Here is a 20,997-nt window from a genome sequence, read left to right on the forward strand (position 1 = left end):
TGGTCAGCGTGGCGGTGGTTGTATTTCCGCGAGCTAATCCCTTTGAACCAATTGGCGAGAAGGGACGGGGCGTGCTTCGGTGGACTACTGACGAACAGGTGGATGTGGTCAGATTGGACTGTCAAGTCGATGATTTCGAGTCCTTTGTCGTCAGCGATTTCGTGGAGAATGTCTCGCACACGGTCGCCAACCTCGTTAACCAGTACCGACTGTCGGTACTTGGGCAACCACACTATGTGGTAGTTAAGGTTGTAAGTGGCGTGCCGTGTGGTCTTCATCCGTACTACACACTATGTATCCAGAATATCTTAAAACCACGGTTCACGGTGGGAAATCCAGCGATAACATCGTCGGTGGATATGTACGCTGTTGTCCGCTCGACCCGCGCCTAAAGACGCGGGTATGCGCTACGATTCTGTATCACAACGCATCTCACCCGAGACGACCCCCGCCAACCACCCGGGACAACTTTCTCCAAAGAAACGTCGGAAACGCGGGGGGTCTCCGGGGCGACCGGGGAACGATCAGAACACGACACGACGACGGATCTCAGCAGCCATGCACAGTTCAGATCGAGGAGAGATAGCGACGCGAGAGAATCCAGTTCTCGACGATCTACGACTCCGAGAGATGGTTCGTGAGCGTTTCGAACCGGGCGTCGTCGCGGATGATCTCGTAGACGATTTCCGGCTCTTCGACGAGACGGTTGAGAAGTGTGATACCACCGGACCGCCCGAGGTTCTCTTTCCGGTTGTCGACGATGCCGAGGAACGCTAACTCCTTGAGGATGTCACGGAACCGCCGCTCGGAGCGGACGTCCTGGCCGATGTTGTCGCAGATGTTCTGATACTGCCGGTAGACGAGCTGGGTGGGGAACTCCTCTTGCTCGGAGTTCAACGAGAGGATCGCGAGCGCGAGCAGCGACGCCTTCGCCTGTTGTGGAATCCCCTCAACGAGTTCTTTGAACCGGTCTTTTTCGGCCTTCGTCCGCGCGTCTTTGACGTGCTGTTCGGTGACCGTGTCGGCGTCTCGCTCGTACGCGACGTTGCCCGCGTGCCGAAGCACGTCGATGGCTTTTCGGGCGTCGCCGAAGTCCGACGCGGCGTACGCGGCACAGAGCGGAATCACCCCGTCGTCGAGTACGTCGGGTTTGAACGCGTCACGCCGGTGTTGGAGGATTTCTTCGAGCTGTTGGGCGTCGTATGGGTGAAACGAGAGCTCCTTCGGTTGGAGGCTGCTCTTGACACGCTCGTTCAAGTCCTCGGCCCACTCGATCTTGTTCGAAATCGCGATGACCCCGATGCGGCAGTCGGTATTCCCGGATTCGCCCGCACGTGAGAGTTTCATCAGGAGGTTGTCGTCGGCCATCAGGTCCGCTTCGTCGAGGATGATGAGGACGACGTCGTACCGCTGTTCCAGGACTTGCCACAGTCGCTTGTAGTAGGCGGCGGTCGACAACCCCCGCTCGGGAATATCGAGTCCCGTCTCTTCCGGGTCGTTGAACGCCCGAGCGAGGGTGGAGGCCGCCTGCGTCTCGGTGTTGTCGGTCGAACAGTCGAGATACTCGTACCCGATTCGGACGTCGTCGTGGGCGTTGGCGACAGCCTGCGAGGAGACGTACTTCGAGACGAGCGACTTCCCCGTCCCCGTTTTCCCGTAGACGATGACGTTCTCAGGGGAGTAGCCCTGGACAGCACCACGGAGTTCTTCCGACAGCTTTCGAATCTCGTTATCTCGTCCGACGATTCGGTCGAAACTCGGAACGTGGCTGATTTCGAGGAGGCTCTTGTTCGCGAAGATCGGATCTTCCTGTTGGGAGAAAATCTCCTGGGCGATGTTGACCTCCGCGTCTTCGGAGGGCTGTTCCGCGTCGTCGGGGACAGACGTGTCCCGAGACGAACCGTCTTCCATACGCACGTGGTGACATGACACGACCTTAAAACCATAGGGAAAGTGCGGGCCGTGTTTCCGCCGTTTTATCGGTCGAATTCAAGAGGTAGAGGAGGTTTGAAAGCGGATGTCGGTTAGAAAGTCTGAGAGGCTTGTTTCCGTCGTTATCACCGTTTGCTCCCCGTATTTCCGTCGTAAAGCGTCGACAGAGAGAGAACCGAGCGTGATTTGGCGATATTTGCCCGAGAGTGAATTCAGCCTCGTTTCCGACGTTCGAGGGGAACACCCCCACCCCACGTTTCCGACGTTCGAGTGGTGGATGAGGTGGGGAGAGTCGTGGTTCGTACGGGAGTCAGTTTGGAGACCCCCACCCCCCACGTTTCCGACGTTAATCGTGAAGAGACGTCGGAAGAATACGAATAATGGGTTCGTAGACGCGAGAGGAGATTGCAACATCGGTCTAACTATCATCGTCACCAACACGCTACAGTAGTTCTCATCGAGCGTTGGAAACGAAGGGACGGGTACTCTCGGGGTGGTACTCGGTTCGTTTAGAATACTAGAAACGTCGGAAACGAGGGGTGGGGTGTATACGTTGATCGAGTCACCGAGTGATAACAAACGTCGGAAACGAGGGGTGGGAAGCAGAGAATCACGGGAGGATCAACAGAGAGGGCAAGGTCAACCGTGGTAGTCTGAGGTCTACACGTCCACCCACCCCTCGCAACGAGTGACAGTGCTCGATGCGGGACCGGGGGGTAAAACACACAGTATATAAAGTACCCGTATTCTACGACTCGTTATGGGCAGAAACGCACGACGTGTCCGACTCTCCATCTGCCATAATTGTTTCTATAGTAAAATATATAAAGAATTTCTAGACTAGACTATACTATACTCGTTTCTAGATCACAACCATCCATAAAATATGATATATCTGCCATAATCACAGTAGTACTCTTTCACTCAGTACAGCGTGCTATCGGTAGTATCAGTTGTTGAGAAGTCCTTCTATCACTCGTTGCGAGGGGTGTGTCTGACACGATTTCCTCCCAATCTGAGCAGATCGAATCTCTTCGCGTTGTCACTCGGTACGAGGGGTGTGTGAGTTACTCCGATATCGCGCGTTGGTCACTGTCACTCGTTGAAAGGGGGTCCTCGAACTGAAAGGGGATACAACGACTCGTCTTTTCACTCGTTGCGAGGGGTGGGTGCGACGAACCATCTCGTCGCTGTCACTCGTTGTAGGGGGTGTGAGGAATACTGACCCCGTCTCGTGTCGCTGTCACTCGTTGCGAGGGGTGTGTGAGTGCTCCAATTCGAACTGTGATATTTCACTCGTTGTGAGGGGTGTTCGATGGAATAAGTCAAACGACACCACTCTCACTCGTTACTGGGGGTGGGGTCGTCCAAATCCGAGTTTCCACTGTTTCAGTGTCTGAGGGGACTCAATTATCGACTTTCGGCTTGTGTCACTCGGTGCGTGGTCCGGTAGTATTATGACACTTGCTTCACCTTGTCCCTCAATGACAGACGGATTTTCGGATACGGACCTCTTCAGTACGGGCGACATCTTCGCTCGTCGGGAGCTTCTCCGCGTCGGGCACGTTCCCGAGCGTGACCGTATCGTCGGTCGCGACGACGAGATGCGGAAGGTCGGTGCCGCACTTGGACCAGCGACGCAGGGTGGGCCACCACGAAACCTCATCATCTTCGGCAAGACCGGGACGGGAAAGTCGCTCGTTTCGCGACATATCTGTCGTCGAGCTCGAAAGCATTCTCGGGAAAACGGTGTCGACCTTCGACACGTATACGTCGATTGCTCTGATGCGGATACCGAGACGCGAGTTGCCCGTGAGATGGTGTTGCAGGTCCGTGACGAACTGTCTCCGTCGATGGAGATACCTGCGCAAGGCATCGGTGCCTCCGAGTACTACCGCTATCTGTGGATGCTGTTGGAAGACGTCGACGTGTTCGCCGTCATCCTCGACGAAATCGACAAACTCAGCGACGACGACATCCTCATGCAGCTCTCGCGGGCCGAGGAGTCGGGTAAGACCGACGCGTACATCGGTGTCATCTCCATCTCGAACAAGATCGAGTATCGCGAACAGCTCAACGAACGTGTCAACTCGTCGTTGCAGGACCGTGAACTGACCTTCCATCCGTACGACGCCAACCAATTAGAGGAAATTCTCCAGAACCGACGTGACGCGTTCCTCGAAGGCGTCCTCCAAGACGACGTGATTCCGAAGACGGCGGCTCTAGCTGCACGGGAACACGGTGACGCGCGGAAAGCAGTTGACATCCTCTTCGAGGCTGGGTCGCTCGCGGAGGAGCGCACCGACTCGAAAGTCACCACCCAGCACGTCGACGACGCCCAACAGCGAACCGAAGTCAAGCGGTTCCAGGATCTCGTCTCCGGCAGCACTCCGCACGTGAAGTATATTCTTCGCGCACTCGCGTTGTTGACTCACGACAGCGACGACGTCCAGTTCTCCACGAGCGAGATTCACCAGCTCTACGAGCGACTGGCCGAGCAAGAGGGCTCGGAACCACTCTCACACGACCGCGTGTACCGACTGCTCAAGGAACAGTCGTTCCTCGGTATCACCGAGTCCTATCACACGGGTGGCGGTGCGTCAAAGGGAGCGTTCTTGCAGCACCGACTGATGAAGGACCCTGAAATCGTCATCGAGGCGTTGGACACCGGGATCGAGGACGAATAGCCCGTTCTGACCGAATACGTCGACATCCTCCCGCGCCCGAAGACGCGGAAATCCCACCGAGGACCACTCTTCCGACCGGAGCCTCGTAACGAACAGCTCCGACAGCCAGAATTCCGACACCCTCGAGTGCTACGAATCCGATTTCCTGTCTTCCGACACTGTTCAGCGAACCACTACCCTTCACCTCGAACGTCGGAAACGTGGGGTGGGGGTGTACGATGACTGGTGTACCGAGCTAACGGGAACGTCGGAAACGTGGGGTGTGTGGGTAGAAGTCTCGTGAATCTGACCGCCTCATCTTTTCACAACCTGTCGACCTGCTTCTCGTGTTACCACGTTCATTGGTGTAAGACGCCTTCGGAGCCGGTTTCTGAGAACCTCCCCTTTTTCTTCTTCTTTATCTGTCCCTATTTAGTATTCATTTACAGTCTAACTAGTTAGTATGACTAACTAGTATAACTGTTTAACCTTGCTGACTTGTCTGACTGAGCTTTAATACGATGCAGTCTGTGCGTCCATCCATGCTCACGTACACGGTATACAGCGAGGCTGGGGGCGTTGGGAAGACGACTCTCTCGGCGAACCTCGCCGTTGCACACGCTCGTGCGGGACTCGACGTGCTCGTCATCGACATGGACCCACAGGATGGGAGCATCAGCTACCTCTTCGACGTCGACGAGGCGCGAAGTGAGGGAGCCGCCGACAACATCGTCCGCCACATGATCGGCCGCCCGCAGGGTTCGTTCGCCGACCTCGTCCACGAAACCGAACACGGTGTCGACGTCGTCCCCTCCCACAATATGCTCGAGCGACTCACCGAGCTCCTGCTCAAGACGGCCGAGCTGGAGGAGGACACGAACCCCGACCCGGACTACGAGTATCCGATGTACGAGCAACTCTTCCGCGTCCTTCGCGAGGCTGACGTTCCGAGCACGTACGACGTTCTCATCATCGACCCGCCGGCGACGACCGGGCCGCAGCTCTACAACGCGCTCTACGCCACCCGGAATCTCGTCATTCCCGTCGAACTCTCCGGGAAGGGCGAACAGTCCGTCTCCGGCCTGCAAGACCTCGTCGAAGGTCTCGAATCCGAACTCGAGATCAACATCGGCGTCCTCGCAGCCGTCCCCAACGAGGTCAAGAACACGAGCGACCAGCGGAGCTACGCGAAGGAACTCGAAGAGTTGGGCTTCGACGTCCCTGTCTCCATCCGCGACCGGACGTCAATGTTCGAGGGCTGCTGGCGACAGCAGTGTTCGGCGTTCACCTTCATCGAAGAACACCGTGACCGCAAGCGTGACTACGAGGTCGAGACCCTAGAGAAATTCGAGCAGCTCGCCGAGCATCTCGCCGCACAGGTCGAGCTGGAGGTCACAGCATGAAGTCCGGCACCGGCGACGACCCGTTCGCGGACCCGTTCGAGGAGGACGAGACCGGGGAAATCGAGGAGAACGAGACGACGACGGAACCCGACGGTTCCCCTGCGGATGCAGATGGCTCGGCCGACGACCCTGCCGACGGTGCGGTCCCCGAACCGACTTCGGATTCGACGTCGTCGGCCGCTATCACGGCAAAAGAGCCGGAAGCGACTGCCGAAGAGACGGAGACCGCCGACGGCAGCACGGAACCCGACGGCGACATAGCTGCCGACGATGCCACCGAGACATCCGACGACCACGACGGGCCCAGCGACGACCTTCCGGGCGATGCCGAGAGCACGGCCGAGACAACCAGTCCACCCGACGCCGAGGCGGTGGAGTCGAGCGATGCCGACGCTCCCGACGATTCACACATCCCGTGGGTCCTCCGTCGGAGTTCGGTCAAGGACGACCGCCCGAACATCACCCAGTTCTTCCTCCGAGACGAGACCGACCGCGCGGAGCGCACGCTCCGCAGCGACGTCGAGCAGATCCTCGACAAAGATGTCTACACGCTCGACCTCCGCGAGGCGGCCTACCTCGTCGCGATGGAGCATCCCGAAGAGGTCGCCGAGACGCTCCGCGACTGGGGCTACGACTACCTCGATTGACGGCTCCGACGGACTCTACCCACTGTCTCATCTGAATCCGTCTCGCAGGAGTCGACCGTGACTGAGCGGTCTCTGTGTGTCTGTGTGTTTGTCTCTACCGTGGCGTTTTTAGATACCGTCCCCAACAGTGTACGTATGGCACCAGCGATAGATGTAGAAGCCGCAGCAGAAGCTGCCGAGGATCTCCCGACCGCCGAGGAGGTACTGGCGGGCCGTGACGAAATCTCCATCACCGAACTGTTCAGCGAGGCGTTCATGGCCGAGTACACCGACTTCGACACGTTCGACGAGATGGTCGCTGCCAGCCCGTCGGACGCGTCGTCCGCCGCCGACCTGTCACTGGTCCCCGACGGCACGTGGGACGAGTTCGTCGCCGAGACAACCGTCTTCGCCGACGAGGAAGAGATGGTGCTCGCCGTCCGAGACCACTGGGTCGCAGAACAGCTCGGGCTGTAGCGTCGCTCTCTTCCACGATTCTCAAAAAATCAGCGTCGGTCAGCGACTCAGAACGGATACTCGCGCGGCTCGTGCTGCAGCGAGATCCACTTCGTCTCGGTGATCTCGTTGAGGAACTCGTCGGTATTGTAGCCACCCATCCCGGAGGCGTTGGTCCCGCTGAAGGGAACGTGTGCCTCGTCGTTGATGGGCTGGTCGTTGACGTGGACCATCCCGGTGTCCATCCGGTTGGCGATTTCCTTGCCCGTCCCGACGTCGCCAGCGTGGACCGACCCCGAGAGACCGTACTCGGTGTCGTTTGCGAGTTCGACCGCCTCGTCGACGTCCGAGAACGGAATCACGGGCGCGATAGGGCCGAAGTGCTCGAAACACGCCGCCGACATCTCGTTCGTCACACCCGAGAGAACCGTCGGCGCGACGACCAGCGAGTCGTCGACGCCGTCGAGTTCGACCGTCGACCCGCCGGTTTCGAGCGTCGCACCCGCTTCGACCGTCTGCTCGACGTACGCCAGCATCTCGTCTCGCTGGGACTCGTCGATGATGGGACCGACGACCGTCTCGGGGTCGTGCGCCGACCCGACCGGCAGCGACTCCGCGCGCGCGGTCAGTTTCTCAACGTATTCGTCGTAGACCGACTCCTGGACGAGATGGCGGTTGATGGAGATACAGACCTGTCCCTGGTGGACGAAGCTGCCGAAGACCGCGGCGTCGATGGCGTCGTCGATGTCGGCGTCCTCGGTCACGATGTGGGCGTTGTTGCCGCCGAGTTCCATTGCGGGCGTCGCGAGGTTTTCGGCCGCCTTGCCAGCCACGCGGCGGCCGACCGGCGTCGACCCCGTGAACGCGACGACGTTGCTCGCGGGGTGGCTCGCGACGCGGTCACCGATCTCTGAGCCGCGGCCCGTGACGACGTTGATGACGCCGTCCGGGAGCCCCGCGTCTTCGAGCAGCTTTGCGAACAGCAGCCCGCCCGCGATGGGCGTGTTCGTCGACGGCTTCAGGACGACTGTGTTGCCCGTGGCGATGGCGGGTGCGACCGCCCGCATCGACAGGTTCAGCGGGAAGTTCCACGGCGAGATGACTGTCACGACACCGGCGGGTTCGCGTTCGACGATGTTCTCCTTCCCGGGGATGTTGGAGGCGACGTGCTCGCCCTTCATCCGTCGGGGGAACGTCGCCGCCTCGGCAGCCTGGTCGGCCGCGAGATGGACGGAGGTGCCGCCCATGATTTTCGAGCCACCCGCCTCGGCGGACAGCAGTTCGACGATCTCGTCGTGGTGGGCTTCGAGGTTCTCCAGCAGCGTCTGGACTGCCTCCTCGCGCCGGGCGGGCGGCGTCTCGGCCCACTCTTCTTGGGCCTTGGCGGCCGCCTCGTAGGCGGCGTCCACGTCACCTTCCGTCCCGCGGGGGACGTGTGCGACGGTCTCTCGTGTCGACGGATCCTCGACGGCGATGGTCTCGCCGCTCTCGCTTTCGACCCAGTCGCCGTCGATGTACAGTGCGTTCCAGTCGCTCTCTATCGAGATGGTGTCGACCATGTGTACCAGGTATTCGCGCCCTGTAGATATAGATGGTTACAAACCAGTGAAATTTTCACCGAATTGCTATTTTTGATGGCGTTGACACTGTCTCCGGCGGTCGGTCTGGGCCGTCCCGCTCGTCTCTAACGGGCGACGCGGTGGCGTCTCCGGCGACGTCCGGTCCGGGGTTCTGCGTTGGGGTCAGTAGTTGCCCGTCGTGACGATGGGCGGTGGCGTGTGCGGTCCGTACGGGGCGTCGTCGAGATACTCTCCCGCCGGTTCGAAGTGGTCTGCGAGTGCCGCGGCGGCCTCCTTGCGGAGGACCGTCACCGGGTCCTCACCCTGGAGATAGTCGAGTGCCTGCCCGGCGGCGTTGAGGTTGTACTCGGCCGCCTTCTCGCGGCGTGCGGCGTACATCTCGACCTCGTCGCGGGCGACGGCGTCGCTGCGGGCCCGATATCCCACGGCGATGGCCGAGGCGGCCTCGTCGGCGTCGGCGATCCCGGAGTTCATCCCGCGGGCACCGAACGGCGCGAGTAGGTGGGCCGCCTCTCCGGCGAGCAGGACGCGGCGGTGGTCGTCGACGAACGTGTCGGCCATCACCTGCAGGAACTTGTAGCTCGACACCCAGGTGACGTTGTCGGCGTACCGTTCGCCCATGACGGCGCGGGTGAACTCCCGCATCTGTTCTTCGCTGGCGAGCTCTTCGGGGTCGTCACCTTCGATGCACTGGATGTCCAGCCGCCAGCCGCCGGTGAAGGGAACAAGCAGTACGTTTCGTCCGCCAACCTCGGGGTCGGCGTAGTGAAAGAGCCGTTCGAGCGGCATCGGGTCCTCTTCGACCTCGTCGATGTCGGCGATGATGAAGGAGTTCTCCGACTGGTCGCCGTCGAACGACGCGCCGATCTCCTTGCGGACGGTCGAGCCACCCCCGTCGGCACCGACGAGATACGGCGTCTCCCAAGTCTGACCGTCGGCGGTCTCGACGGTGACGCCGTCCGGTCCCGACTCGACCGACTCGACGGCTGCGTCCCAGTGGATTTCGATGCCGGCCTCTTCGAGTGCCTCGTGCATATACGCCTCCGTCCGTACCTGCGGAATACTCGAGAAGTGCGGGATGTCGCCGTGGCCTCCGGGTGTGCTGTAGGTGCGGGAGAAGACCTCCTTGCCGTGGTAGCAGGTCCGGCGAGTTGGCCAGACCAGCCCCTCCTCGACGAGCTCCATCCCCAGTCCGGGATGGATGCGTTCGAGCGTCCGAAGCGTCGAACCGTGGACGTAGATGGCCCGACTCCCCGACCGGTCGCGGTCTTCTGACTCTGCTTCGACAATCGTCACCGGGACACCGCGGGCGTGTAGGGCGAGGGCAGTCGTCATCCCGACAGGACCCGCACCTGCCACTACCACTGGTGCGTCCGCGTCAACGTCTCTCATGGACGTTTGAACATATCGACACGACCCACATATGTATTGTGGTCACTGCGTCGCGACACACCGCGTCGCCGACAGGTTCGGAACGGACGAAACGCCCGAATGACCCGCGAAACGGTCCTCGTCGTCACTTTATCGACAGTCACCGGGACCGACCCGTCGCACGAACGCTTAATACGGCACTGACGACTAACGATGATGAACGATGGGATTCATCACGGAGTATACGATCCAATCGCCCGTCTTGGCCGATACACACGAGCGGGTCCCCGACATGGTGCTGAAGATGGAGGACCTCCAGATCATCGACGAGCACAGCGCGAAGTACATCTTCTGGGCGAGCGGTGGTGACTTCCACGACTTCGAGGACGCACTCGCGGCCGATCCCGCAGTCGATCAGTTCGCCATTCTCACCGAAATCCCGTCACGGCGGCTCTACCGCGTGAACTTCACCGTCGAGGCACGCCAGAAGATGACCTATCCGGAGGCCTCGGAGTTCGACATCGTCTTCCTCGGTGCCCACTCGACTCACGACGGCGTCCACTTCCGCGCACAGGTGCCGACGCGCCGCGCACTCCACGATTTCCGTGAGCGGTGTCTAGAGATGGATATCGACTTCCGCCTCGACAGCATCTACCAGGAGGACGACGAGGGTGCGAACAGTCAGTACGGTCTCACCGACTCCCAACGCGAGGCGCTCGTCCTCGCGTACGAACGGGGCTACTTCGGCACGACCCGCGACGCCTCGCTCGAAGAGATCGCGAACGAACTCTCCATCTCCCGGCAGGCGTTCGCGGGCCGCCTCCGACGCGGCCACGAACAGCTCATCGCGCACACACTTCTGTAACTCGATTACGTAATCTCGGACGTAACCCGAAATCTCCAACCTCTCGACTGGCGGGTATATCACTATTTAAAATGTTGCATAGTAAATAAACACTCTAAGGGTGTGCCTACTTGAATAATGATATACCGACAGAGTGGAGTTCGGTATCACGCCTCACGACAGGGGACTCACCATGAGCAACACACAGCAGACACACTACTACGACGACGGGGGACAGCCCACACCGCTTCCACGAGCAGTGATTCACAAGCGAATACTCGATGCTGCCGAGACTCGGCCCGGCGACTCCGTCGAGAACCTTGCCGCGTCGGTCAGTGGGGCCTCCGTGACGCTGGTCGAACGCGTCCTCGAAACCTACGGCGACCCCGGCGAGACGCCCGCAGAGGAGGAACCGTCGGCTGACGACTCGCCGACTGCTTCGTCGGATACTGCCGTCGACCCCGCCGACCCGACTGCGACGGCCGACCCGGCCGACCCGGCCGCCGAGGCGGAACGTCCGCCCTTCGCTGTCACCGACGGCACGGCCAACCGCAGCGAGGCCGAGATGGTCACCGCCACGGGAGGTCCGGACGCCGGTGCCACCACGGCCCACGCCGAGCGTTCCCCAGACTCGACCGAACGGGTGGAAGAGACGACGGCAGACCGCAACATCGACGCCCGAGACGACCCAGCCGCGGACGAGTGGTTCGACGGTCTGACCACCCAACAGCAGGAGACGCTGGCGGCCGTCGTCGAGCACCCCCACGCGACGCAGCGGGACCTCGCCGATATACTGGGAGTCAGCTGTGCAACGATCAACCGCCGCGTCAACTCCATCGAGAACTTCGACTGGGAGGACCGACGCGTGTTCATCACGACGATGCTCGACGCCGACGCCGATACCGCCGACACCGACAAGCCGACCGACCGGACGCCGGACGTCTTCGCGGCCGCGCAGTCGGAACCGACCGCTGACGCCGACACGGACGTCGACCGCCGACTCTCGGCACTCGAACGACGTGTCGACGAGGAGTGTGGCGGGAAATCGGTCTTCGACGACCCGGAACTCGCCCACAAGATTCTCCACGCCTGCATGAACTCCGACCGCATCTCCGAGGCCGAAGAACTCCGCATCGTCGAGGAGGCACTCTGCGGCCGGTCGTCCTCGACCGACCAGTAACACCACCCACGCACCGCTGCTCGGGTGAGTCTTCTTTCGCTATCTTTCGCGACGCTGTCGATTCTCGCGGCTGTTACAGTTCTCTCAGTCCTCACGCGCCCCCAGCGTCGGCTCCGTCGTCGCTGCTGACGCCACCGCGCTCACGCTCCCCGGCTCACAGACTCTTTCCCCGGCTCACAGACTCTTACTGAATCCGCACGTTCACCGAATCCGCACGTCGACGACCGCCGGCTTCCCGCCGTCAACGGCATCGACCGCCTCGGCCAGCGCGTCGGCCAGTTCCGCTTCCTCCTCGACGCGCTGTGTGTGCAGTCCTGCCGCCCGTGCCGGGACCGAGAGGTCCAGCGGCGTCCCGAACTCGCTCTCGGGGACTCCGTCGGCGACGGCGTCGCCGTCGGGATGCTGCGCGGCCGTCGCGCTCCGTACCGCGTTCCAACGGGCATTGTTGTAGACGACCGTCAGCGTCGGCGCGTCGTACTCCGCGGCCAGCCACGCGTGGGCGACGGGGTTCGAGAAGAGATACGAGCCGTCGCCGACGAGCGAGACGACCCGGCTGTCGGGGCGGGCGAGCTTGATGCCGACGCTCGCGCCGCCCGCCCAGCCGAGTCCCGCGCCGCCGCGGGCGACGTAGCTCCCCGGCTTCGTGCGCTCGACGTGGTCCAACACCGACGTGCGGCTCGTCACCGCGCCCTCGACGAGGACCGTCTCGCTGTCGATGGCGTCGCCGACGGCGGCCGACAGCTCGACCGGTGAGATACCATCGGCCTCCCGGGCCGCGGCCAGCTCGTCCGCTCGTTGGGCCGCCGCCCTTTCGTGAACGCGCTCCCAGTGTGTCCGGCCCTCCTCGCCGTCGGTCGGGTCGAGCAGCGCCGTCACCGCGTCGAGCGTCCGGCGGGCGTCGGCTCCCACCGTCAGGTCGACGTCGTACGACCAGTGTGGATAGGTCGCCTTCGTCGGGTCCGGGTCGATCTGGACGACCTCGGTCCCCTCGTTCGGTCTTCCGTTCGCCGGTACCCACGGCACGTCAACGTCGACGAGGAGCAGCAGGTCCGCGTCGTCGAACAGCTCCGTCGGCTCGTAGCCGACGTGTAGCGGATGGTTCCGCGGAAAGTTGAGCGCGGTCGGCCCGTGTTCGACCACGCCCGCGCCCGCGGCTTCCGCGAACGCGACGAGCGTCTCCACGCGCTCCTCGCTCGGCTCCGTCCCGAAATCCGTCGTGACGACGACCGGCCGCTCGGCAGCGGCGACCCGCTCGGCCAGCGTCTCGACGGTCGCGCGGTCCGCACCTGACGGTGTCGTCCGTCGCGGCCCTCGCGACAGGGAGGCAGAGGGCGTGACGGGCAGCTCCAGTGCCTCTCTGGACGCCGTGAGATACACCGGTCCCGGATGAGCGGCGTTCGCCCGTTCGAGTCCCCGGCGGACGTACGTCGCGGGGTCCGCTGGCGACTGGTACTCGCTCGTCCAGCGGCAGTACTCGCGGACGATACCCGGCTGGTCGAAGACGTCCTGTGCGTAGTGGACCGCGTGGTCGCGTGACCCGGGATAGCCGGTCTCGGTGATTGGAGCGAGCCCCGAGATGACGAAGACCGGCACGGCCGCCCGGTGGGCGTTGTGCATCGCCGCGCCGAGGTTCTGCGTCCCCACGTCGACGTGGACGAGGACGGCCTGTGGGTCGCCCGTCGCCGCCGCGTAGCCGTGGGCGGCACTCATCGCGACGAACTCGTGGGGACAGCTTAGGACCGTGGGATAGCTGTCGCCCGCGTCTGCTGCACGCAGCCGGGCGGCAGCCTCTAAGAGTGGGGTGTGGTCGGTGCCGAGGTTGGCGAAGACGTACTCGACGCCGTACGCCCGCAGCGACTGGAGCAGCCGGTCGGCGGCGACGACCGTCTCCTCGGGGTCGGTAGGGTCACGTCGCTGCTCACTCCCCGTGTCCTCATGCTCGTCCACTCCCTCGTCTCCGGCGTCGTTCATGGCCGCTCCTCACTCTCGGCGGTCAAATACGTTCGGACGGGGCCGGAAAACGGCGGTACGGGCCGTTCGAGGCGGAACGAGTGAAACACCGTTCGCGTTGCCCACCGTACGCGAGCGCGCGAAACAGAAGAAAGTGGAACAGCCTCAGACCGTCTTGTAGTCGGGGAACATACGGGTGTGCGGCAACTCGAGGTCGAGCAGGCGCGCGGCGTTGCCGCCGAGGATGAGGTTGAGGTCGTCCTGCGGCAGGTCCGTCTCCATCGCATACTTCAGTAGCTGCCGCTGGGTGGCTCCCCAGTAGTCGACCTGGTGGGCGGGCAGTCCGCGGCTGTTGATCTGCTCCCAGTAGGTCGGCGGATACTCGTGGTGCTGGCTGTGCTGGATCATCGACGCACCCCAGTCGCTGCCCCAGAGCAACTGCTCGACGGAGATGTTCGGGTCGTTCATCGGCTTCTTCATCAGCTCCTTCCAGTAGAGGCCGATCTCGAGGTAGACGTCGTCGAAGGTGCTCGCGACCTGCGTCACCTTGTCGACGTACTTCTCGCGCCAGCCGGCCTGCATCCCGCCGTGGTCGAAGACGATGGGCACCTCCGGATATTCGGCCTTCAGCTGCGCGGCGAGCGTCGGGTCCTGCCAGTCGGGGTAGAGGTGAAACAGGTGGTTCCCGCCGTAGCCGGAGGTGTAGCCGGTGTGCCACCGCACCGGCACCCCGTGTTTCGCGGCCACGTCGAACACCTTCGAGATGTTCTTCTTCCGCTCACGCCACTCGACTGGCTCCGTCCGGGTCGGGTCGCCGCGGATGCCCTCGCCGGTCATGACGAAGCCGTCCTGGGAGAGCCAGTGGTCGAGTTCCTCGGCGGCGGCGTCCCCATCCTCGACGCCATCGAGGAGCACCGTACCGCGATGGGCGAGATCGCGTGGAACGCCATCGACCACATCGAACCGTTTCTCGACTTCGCCCGCGAGCAGGAGATTCCCGTCACCTACACACGCGTGGTTCCGTCGAGCTACGACGACCCCGAGCATCCGGACCTAGCCATCGTCGATCCCATCGCCCCCGAGGAGGGTGAGACGGTCGTCGACAAGTCCTACGCGTCGGCGTTCTACGGGACGGACCTCCTGTCACGACTCGTCCGCGGGGGCCACGACTCGGTCATCATCGTCGGCAACTCGACGAGCGGCTGTGTCCGGGCGACGGCCGTCGACGCCAAACAGAACGGACTGAGCGTCGTGCTCCCGCAGGAGTGCATCTTCGACCGCATTGAGGCCTCCCACAAGATCGGCCTTCTCGACCTGTGGATGAAGTACGCGGAAGTCCTGGAGACCGAAGAAGTCGAGGAGTGGGTCGAGACGTTATGAGCGACCACGATCTGGTCATCTCGAACGGGACGGTCGTCACACCCGAACACGGGACCTTCCGCGCCGACGTCGCCGCCGACGGTGAGACCATCTCGGCCATCGCTTCGCCCGGGACGCTCTCGGGGGAGACCGAAGTCGACGCGACGGGCAAGTACGTCCTGCCGGGCGCAATCGACCCCCACACCCACCACGGCATCTACCGTGGGCTCGAAGCCGACGCCGAATCCGAGTCGAAGTCCGACCTCGTCGGCGGCGTCACGACGATTGGCAACTACTTCCGTCGCGCCGGCGCGTACGCGGACATCATGCCGGGCTACTTCGACGAGGCGGAACCGAACTACTACCACGACTACTTCTTCTCGCTCGGGCTACTGTCGATGGAGCACGTCGAGGAGATTCCCACGATAATCGAAGAGTTCGGCATCACGACGTTCAAGTGGTACATGAACTACAAGAACGCCGCCCGCGAGAAGTTCGGCGTCGACTGCGATATGCACGACGACTTCGGCGACGCGTTCATCCAGACACTCGCCGACCAGGACGTGCCGACGACGCTCGGCTACCACTCCGAGAACGTCGAAATCACGAACGCGCTCGCCGGTGGCAACGTCTACGTCACCTCCGAGTCCGACGACACCGAGGTCGACGAGGACGAGGGCTACGAGGTGATGGTCGAGGAGTTCCCCGGCTACGCCGAGACACAGAGCATGGTCGCGGGCGCGTCGCTCGCGAAGGTCCACGGCTACGACGACCGCTTCTATGCGGTCCACATCTCCGCGGGCCAGACGGCCGACGAACTCGCCACACTCCACGACGCGGGTTATCGCACGTGGGGCGAAACCTGTATCCACTATCTGACGCTCACCACCGAGGAGTGCGACGAGCGGATGAAGGTCAACCCGCCCGTCCGCTCGAAGGCCGACCAGGAGACGCTCTGGAACCGCCTCGCCGACGGCACCATCTCGACGGTCGGCACCGACCACTGTGCGAACCTCGCCGAGAACAAGTTCGGCGAGGGCTTCCGCGACAGTCTGCTCGGCTTCCCGTCGACACCGGTCATGTTGCCGCTCATCCTCTCGGAGGGGGTCAACGAGGGACGGCTCTCCTTGGAGCGCGCCGTCGAGGTGACGAGCACGAACGCCGCGAAGGCGTTCAACCTCTATCCGAAGAAGGGGACCGTCAGAGTCGGCAGCGACGCCGACCTCGCGGTCGTCGACCTCGACGAGACGAAGACGGTGACACCGGAACTGTTACACAGCGTCTCCGGCTACTCCCCCTACGAGGGACGTGAGGTCACCGGCTGGCCGACCCAGACCGTCGTCAAGGGCCACCTCGCCTACGATGACGGTGACGTCGTCGGGACGAAAGGTCACGGGACCCACATCGACCGACCGGTCTGACCGACAGACCGTACTCCCAACCCCACATCCACCATCGGACAACAGACGATACGACGACACACCGACACACCGACACACCGACACACCGACACGATTCAGCCCATCACCGAACACAACACATGACAGACGATACAGACGGACCACTCGCAGGCCTCGTCGTTCTCGAAGCCGGGTCGATGATCTCCGGCCCGACGGTCGGCAGATTCCTCGCCGACTTCGGGGCGACGGTCATCAAGATCGAACATCCCGACTTCGGCGACCACATCCGCAACTTCGGCCCGAAGAAGGACGGCGTCGGCCTCTGGCACAAGTACCTCTCGCGCAACAAGCAGTCGATCACCCTCAACATCTCCACCGACACCGGTGGAGCGGTGTTCGAGGACCTCGTGAGCGACGCGGACCTGCTCATCGAGAACTTCCGCCCCGGCACGCTCGAACGGTGGGGCCTCGGCTGGGAGCATCTCTCCGAAGTCAACCCGGACCTCGTGATGCTCCGGATGTCCGGCTTCGGCCAGGACGGCCCATACTCCGAGCGCCCCGGCTTCGGGACGCTCGCGGAGGCGATGTCCGGCTTCGCCTACCTCAACGGCTTCCCGGACTCACCGCCGTTGCTGCCGCCGACTGGCCTCGCCGACAACATCGCGGCGTTGTTCTCGACGTTCGCGGTGATGTTCGCGCTCTACCACCGCGACGTCAACGATGGCGGAGGACAGTATATCGATACGAGCCTCATCGAACCCATCTTCGGCCTCCTCGGCCCCCAACCGCTCCGCTACGAGCAACTGGGCGAGATCGAAGAGCGCTCGGGTAACCGCTCGACTTCGTCGGCCCCGCGGAACGTCTACCGGACCGGCGACGACCGCTGGGTCGCCATCTCGGCGAGCGCCCAGCCGCTGGCGATGCGCACCTTCGACGCCATCGAGCGGCCGGACCTCAAGGACGACCCACGGTTCGAGACGAACGCGAAGCGGCTGGAGAACGTCGACGAACTCGACGCCATCATCCAAGACTGGATGGACGACCACACGCGCGAGGAGGTTCTCGAAGCCTTCGAAGAAGCCGACGCGACGCTCGCGCCGGTCTACAACGTCGAGGACATCCTCAACGACGAGCACTACGCCGCTCGCGAGGCGTTCCTCTCCGTCGAGGACGAAGATCTCGGGGAAGCGACGGTGCAGAACGTCTTCCCGAAGTTCTCGGAGACGCCGGGCGAGGTCAGACATCTCGGCCCGTCGCTTGGGGCACACAACGACGATGTCTACCGCGAACGGCTCGGCTACGACGACGAGATGCTTGCAGAGCTGAAGGAGGAGGGCGCGATATGAGCCTGCTCGACGACCTGCCCGAGCGGGTCCACGTAGTCGAGATGCTGCCTCGCGACGGCTTCCAGCGGCTCGACGAGTTCGTCCCCACCGACGAGAAGGTCGAGATCATCGACCAGCTCTCGGCGACGGGCGTCGACGAGATCGAGATCTCCTCCTTCACCCACCCGAAGGCGGTCCCGACGCTCCGAGACGCCGACGAAGTCGCCAAAAAAATCGAGCGGCACGACGACGTGACCTACCGGGCGCTCGTCCCGAACCTCGTCGGCATGGAGCGCGCCGTCGAAGCGGAGGTCGACAAGGTGAACGCGCTCGTCACCGTGAGCCAGAGTTACACCGAGAAGAACCAGAACCGCACGCGCGAGGAGGTGCTCGCGGAGATGGACGACATCGTCGAGTTGGCACACGACCACGGCATCGAGGTCGAGGCCGGGATGGGGACGAGTTTCTACTGTCCCTACGAGGGCCGTATCGACCCCGCAGAGACGCTCGCCGTCGTCGACAGCGTCGTCGAGTCGGGCGTCGACGAGGTGACGCTCGCGACGACGATGGGACTCGCCAACCCCGTCGAGATCACCGAGCGGTTCACCGCCGCCTTCGAGGCCCATCCGGACCTCGACATGGGACTCCATCTCCACGACACGAACGGAATGAGCCTCGCGAATACGCTGGCCGCGATGGCCGTCGGCGTCGACCGCTTCGACGCCTCGGTCTGTGGCCTCGGCGGCGGGGTCGTCCTCCCCGGCGGGATGTCGGGGGTCGGCAACACGCCGACGGAGGATCTCGTCCAGATGCTGACGCGGATGGGCGTGGAGAACGGCGTCGACTTCGAGAAGATAGAGGCCGCGGCCCACGACGTTTCTGAACAGTTGGGCCTCGGCGTGACGAGCCACGTCCTCGCGGGCGGGACCGTCGAGGGCGTCCTCGAAACTGTCGCGGCCGACAACGAGGACGCGGCCGATGCAGCCGATGCGGACGACGCGGACGACGAACAATGACGATCCAGACAGGACCATGACCGGAAAGACACTTGCCGAAAAACTCCTCTCGGAGAAGTCCGGAACCGACGCCCGTGCGGGCGACTACGTCGAGGCCGAAATCGACGTGGCGATGGCCCACGACATCACGGGGCCGCTCGCGTTCCAGACCTTCCACGAGGTGGCGGGCGAGGACGCCGACCTGTTCGCGCCCGACCGTACCGTCTTCACTATCGACCACCACGCCCCGGCCGACGGGGTACAGGCCGCGAACAACCACAACGCAGTCCGGGATTTCGCCGCCAAACACGGGGCCCACCAGTTTGACGTCGGCGACGGCATCTGCCACGCCGTCCTCGTCGAGGAGGGCTTCGTCCGTCCCGGCGACCTCGTCATCGGCGCGGACTCACACTCGACAACCTACGGCGGCATCGGGGCCTTCGGGACGGGCGTCGGCTCGACCGACCTCGGGACCGCGCTCGCGACGGGCGAACTCTGGTTCCGCGTGCCCGAGACGCTGAAGTTCGAGGTCGAGGGCGACCTCGCCGACGGCGTCTACGCGAAGGACCTCATTCTTCGATTTATTGGCGACGTCGGCTTCGACGGCTGTACGTACAAAGCCGCCGAGTACACGGGTAGCACCATCGAATCGCTCCCGATTCACGAGCGACTCGTCCTCTCGAACATGGCCATCGAGATGGGTGGCAAGGCGGGCTTCGTCGCCCCCGACGAGCGGACGGTCGACTACCTCGAACGGCAGACGGGCAACGACATCGAGCTCGACGGCAGTCTCCGTTCGGACGACGATGCGGAGTTCGACGAGGTCTACACGTATCGGGCAGCAGACCTCGCGCCGCAGGTCTCGAAACCCTCGAACCCCGAGAACGCTGTCGACGTGACGGAGGTCGAAGGCACAGAAATTGACCAGCTGTTCGTCGGCACCTGTACGAACGGCCGCTACGAGGATATCAAGGTCGTCGCCGACATCCTGGCGGGCGAGGAACTCGCACCCAACGTCCGGATGGTCGTCGTGCCCGCCTCGAAGTCCGTCTACCAGCATATGCTCCACACCGGGGTATTCCAAACGCTGACCGACGCGGGTGCGGTCATCCAGAGCGCGGGCTGTGGCCCGTGTGCGGGCTACCACCAGGGCGTCCTCGGCGACGACGACGTCTGTCTCGCCACGGCGAACCGCAATTTCCCCGGCCGTGAGGGGTCGATGGACTCGAAGGTCTATCTCTCCAGTCCGGCGACGGTCGGTGCCAGCGCGCTCTACGGCGAGATTACGGACCCACGAAGCATCGAGACGACGCGCCACGACGACACCGTCTTCGCGGAGGTGTCGCCATGAGCGCGCAGACCGACCCGAGTGAGGCAGGGCGCGCGTGGGTCTTCGGCGACAACATCGACACCGACCAGATTACCCCGTCGCGCTTCATCGTCTCCTCGGACCCCGAGGAGCTGGCGACCCACGCGTTCAACGACCTCCGGCCGGAGTTCTCGGAGGAGGTCGCCGACGGCGACTTCGTCGTCGCGGGCGAGAACTTCGGCAGCGGCTCCTCGCGGGAGCATTCGCCGCTGTCGCTCGTCGGCGCGGGCGTCTCGGGCGTCGTGGCCCAGTCGTTCGCCCGCATCTTCTTCCGTAACGCCATCAATCTCGGGCTGCCCGTCCTCATCTGTCCGGGCGCGGACGCCATCGACGACGGCGACGAGGTCAGCATGGACATCGACGCCGGCGTCGTCCACAACCACACGACGGGCGAGCAGTACGAGGCGGAAGCACTCCCCGAGTTCCTCCAGTCGCTCGTCGAACAGGGCGGGCTGAAGGCCTACACGAAGGCGAAGCTCGAGGGCTGAGCGACGAAGAGAGCGGAGAGTCACACATCCGGGCACCAAGACCGAGTGAGGCG

17 protein-coding genes and 1 pseudogene are annotated in these 20,997 nt (G+C 63.2%); 12 read left to right on the top strand and 6 right to left on the bottom strand.

The window, feature by feature from the left end:
• Both tnpA and BLR57_RS18695 read right to left on the bottom strand, forming a co-directional pair.
• On the bottom strand, positions 1-278 hold a 278-nt coding region (tnpA, locus tag BLR57_RS18690; RefSeq protein WP_089700233.1), incomplete at its 3' end, for an IS200/IS605 family transposase.
• 337 nt (positions 279-615) lie between these two features.
• Positions 616-1,911 (bottom strand): orc1/cdc6 family replication initiation protein, encoded by a 1,296-nt coding sequence (locus BLR57_RS18695; protein ID WP_089700236.1) that lies wholly within the window; start codon positions 1,909-1,911, stop codon positions 616-618.
• A 1,505-nt stretch (positions 1,912-3,416) separates the two neighbouring features.
• Between BLR57_RS18695 and BLR57_RS18700 the strand changes: the two genes are divergently transcribed.
• The 4 genes from BLR57_RS18700 to BLR57_RS18715 all read left to right on the top strand — a co-directional run bounded on the left by BLR57_RS18700 (position 3,417) and on the right by BLR57_RS18715 (position 7,104).
• Positions 3,417-4,619 carry a Cdc6/Cdc18 family protein gene (locus tag BLR57_RS18700; protein WP_089700239.1) on the top strand — a complete coding sequence of 401 codons (1,203 nt, stop codon included), beginning with the start codon at positions 3,417-3,419 and terminating at the stop codon, positions 4,617-4,619.
• Positions 4,620-5,140: 521 nt separating this feature from the next.
• Positions 5,141-6,001, top strand: a complete 861-nt coding sequence (locus tag BLR57_RS18705) for a ParA family protein (RefSeq protein ID WP_089700240.1) — start codon at positions 5,141-5,143, stop codon at positions 5,999-6,001.
• Positions 5,998-6,648 (top strand): DUF7970 domain-containing protein, encoded by a 651-nt coding sequence (locus tag BLR57_RS18710; RefSeq protein WP_089700242.1) that lies wholly within the window; start codon positions 5,998-6,000, stop codon positions 6,646-6,648. Before BLR57_RS18705 ends, BLR57_RS18710 begins: the two co-directional genes overlap by 4 nt.
• A 135-nt stretch (positions 6,649-6,783) precedes the next feature.
• Positions 6,784-7,104 carry a hypothetical protein gene (locus tag BLR57_RS18715; protein ID WP_089700245.1) on the top strand — a complete coding sequence of 107 codons (321 nt, stop codon included), beginning with the start codon at positions 6,784-6,786 and terminating at the stop codon, positions 7,102-7,104.
• Between the two features lie 47 nt (positions 7,105-7,151).
• On the opposite strand, the gene BLR57_RS18720 is transcribed toward BLR57_RS18715, so the two are convergent.
• Both BLR57_RS18720 and BLR57_RS18725 read right to left on the bottom strand, forming a co-directional pair.
• Positions 7,152-8,642: an aldehyde dehydrogenase family protein gene (locus BLR57_RS18720; RefSeq protein ID WP_089700248.1), complete on the bottom strand. Its 1,491-nt coding sequence runs from the start codon at positions 8,640-8,642 to the stop codon at positions 7,152-7,154.
• 183 nt (positions 8,643-8,825) lie between these two features.
• Positions 8,826-10,055: an FAD-dependent monooxygenase gene (locus BLR57_RS18725; RefSeq protein ID WP_089700252.1), complete on the bottom strand. Its 1,230-nt coding sequence runs from the start codon at positions 10,053-10,055 to the stop codon at positions 8,826-8,828.
• Positions 10,056-10,257: 202 nt separating this feature from the next.
• Between BLR57_RS18725 and BLR57_RS18730 the strand changes: the two genes are divergently transcribed.
• Both BLR57_RS18730 and BLR57_RS19145 read left to right on the top strand, forming a co-directional pair.
• Positions 10,258-10,899 (top strand): helix-turn-helix domain-containing protein, encoded by a 642-nt coding sequence (locus tag BLR57_RS18730; protein ID WP_089700255.1) that lies wholly within the window; start codon positions 10,258-10,260, stop codon positions 10,897-10,899.
• Positions 10,900-11,071: 172 nt separating this feature from the next.
• Positions 11,072-12,058, top strand: a complete 987-nt coding sequence (locus BLR57_RS19145) for a MarR family transcriptional regulator (protein WP_139173403.1) — start codon at positions 11,072-11,074, stop codon at positions 12,056-12,058.
• Between the two features lie 201 nt (positions 12,059-12,259).
• On the opposite strand, the gene BLR57_RS18740 is transcribed toward BLR57_RS19145, so the two are convergent.
• Positions 12,260-14,029: a thiamine pyrophosphate-requiring protein gene (locus BLR57_RS18740; RefSeq protein ID WP_089700258.1), complete on the bottom strand. Its 1,770-nt coding sequence runs from the start codon at positions 14,027-14,029 to the stop codon at positions 12,260-12,262.
• 144 nt (positions 14,030-14,173) lie between these two features.
• Positions 14,174-14,965, bottom strand: coding sequence for an amidohydrolase family protein (locus BLR57_RS18745; RefSeq protein WP_139173404.1), 792 nt, complete (start codon positions 14,963-14,965; stop codon positions 14,174-14,176).
• Here BLR57_RS18745 and BLR57_RS18750 point away from each other — a divergent pair.
• The 6 genes and pseudogenes from BLR57_RS18750 to BLR57_RS18775 form a co-directional block, all read left to right on the top strand.
• Positions 14,882-15,388, top strand: a pseudogene (locus BLR57_RS18750) (isochorismatase family protein); the annotation flags it as partial. The gene BLR57_RS18745 and the pseudogene BLR57_RS18750 sit on opposite strands and share 84 nt — an antisense overlap.
• Positions 15,385-16,788, top strand: coding sequence for a dihydroorotase (locus tag BLR57_RS18755; RefSeq protein WP_089700265.1), 1,404 nt, complete (start codon positions 15,385-15,387; stop codon positions 16,786-16,788). The pseudogene BLR57_RS18750 and the gene BLR57_RS18755, both read left to right, overlap by 4 nt.
• Positions 16,789-16,907: 119 nt before the next feature.
• Positions 16,908-18,113, top strand: coding sequence for a CaiB/BaiF CoA transferase family protein (locus tag BLR57_RS18760; protein WP_089700269.1), 1,206 nt, complete (start codon positions 16,908-16,910; stop codon positions 18,111-18,113).
• Positions 18,110-19,108: a hydroxymethylglutaryl-CoA lyase gene (locus BLR57_RS18765; protein ID WP_089700272.1), complete on the top strand. Its 999-nt coding sequence runs from the start codon at positions 18,110-18,112 to the stop codon at positions 19,106-19,108. The genes BLR57_RS18760 and BLR57_RS18765 overlap by 4 nt, the downstream gene beginning before the upstream one ends.
• A gap of 16 nt (positions 19,109-19,124) precedes the next feature.
• Positions 19,125-20,438 carry a 3-isopropylmalate dehydratase large subunit gene (locus BLR57_RS18770; protein WP_089700301.1) on the top strand — a complete coding sequence of 438 codons (1,314 nt, stop codon included), beginning with the start codon at positions 19,125-19,127 and terminating at the stop codon, positions 20,436-20,438.
• Positions 20,435-20,944, top strand: a complete 510-nt coding sequence (locus BLR57_RS18775; RefSeq protein ID WP_089700275.1) for a 3-isopropylmalate dehydratase small subunit — start codon at positions 20,435-20,437, stop codon at positions 20,942-20,944. Before BLR57_RS18770 ends, BLR57_RS18775 begins: the two co-directional genes overlap by 4 nt.
• Positions 20,945-20,997: the final 53 nt, after the last annotated feature.

The organism is Halogranum gelatinilyticum (genome assembly GCF_900103715.1).
In the GTDB taxonomy this organism is placed as follows: domain Archaea; phylum Halobacteriota; class Halobacteria; order Halobacteriales; family Haloferacaceae; genus Halogranum; species Halogranum gelatinilyticum.

What these genes read in the sequence shown, in the direction of transcription:
- BLR57_RS18695 (WP_089700236.1), bottom strand. Translation starts at nt 1,911, where the DNA reads ATGGAAGACGGTTCGTCTCGGGACACGTCTGTCCCCGACGACGCGGAA.
- BLR57_RS18700 (WP_089700239.1), top strand. Translation starts at nt 3,417, where the DNA reads ATGACAGACGGATTTTCGGATACGGACCTCTTCAGTACGGGCGACATC.
- BLR57_RS18705 (WP_089700240.1), top strand. Translation starts at nt 5,141, where the DNA reads ATGCTCACGTACACGGTATACAGCGAGGCTGGGGGCGTTGGGAAGACG.
- BLR57_RS18710 (WP_089700242.1), top strand. Translation starts at nt 5,998, where the DNA reads ATGAAGTCCGGCACCGGCGACGACCCGTTCGCGGACCCGTTCGAGGAG.
- BLR57_RS18715 (WP_089700245.1), top strand. Translation starts at nt 6,784, where the DNA reads ATGGCACCAGCGATAGATGTAGAAGCCGCAGCAGAAGCTGCCGAGGAT.
- BLR57_RS18720 (WP_089700248.1), bottom strand. Translation starts at nt 8,642, where the DNA reads ATGGTCGACACCATCTCGATAGAGAGCGACTGGAACGCACTGTACATC.
- BLR57_RS18725 (WP_089700252.1), bottom strand. Translation starts at nt 10,055, where the DNA reads ATGAGAGACGTTGACGCGGACGCACCAGTGGTAGTGGCAGGTGCGGGT.
- BLR57_RS18730 (WP_089700255.1), top strand. Translation starts at nt 10,258, where the DNA reads ATGGGATTCATCACGGAGTATACGATCCAATCGCCCGTCTTGGCCGAT.
- BLR57_RS19145 (WP_139173403.1), top strand. Translation starts at nt 11,072, where the DNA reads ATGAGCAACACACAGCAGACACACTACTACGACGACGGGGGACAGCCC.
- BLR57_RS18740 (WP_089700258.1), bottom strand. Translation starts at nt 14,029, where the DNA reads ATGAACGACGCCGGAGACGAGGGAGTGGACGAGCATGAGGACACGGGG.
- BLR57_RS18755 (WP_089700265.1), top strand. Translation starts at nt 15,385, where the DNA reads ATGAGCGACCACGATCTGGTCATCTCGAACGGGACGGTCGTCACACCC.
- BLR57_RS18760 (WP_089700269.1), top strand. Translation starts at nt 16,908, where the DNA reads ATGACAGACGATACAGACGGACCACTCGCAGGCCTCGTCGTTCTCGAA.
- BLR57_RS18765 (WP_089700272.1), top strand. Translation starts at nt 18,110, where the DNA reads ATGAGCCTGCTCGACGACCTGCCCGAGCGGGTCCACGTAGTCGAGATG.
- BLR57_RS18770 (WP_089700301.1), top strand. Translation starts at nt 19,125, where the DNA reads ATGACCGGAAAGACACTTGCCGAAAAACTCCTCTCGGAGAAGTCCGGA.
- BLR57_RS18775 (WP_089700275.1), top strand. Translation starts at nt 20,435, where the DNA reads ATGAGCGCGCAGACCGACCCGAGTGAGGCAGGGCGCGCGTGGGTCTTC.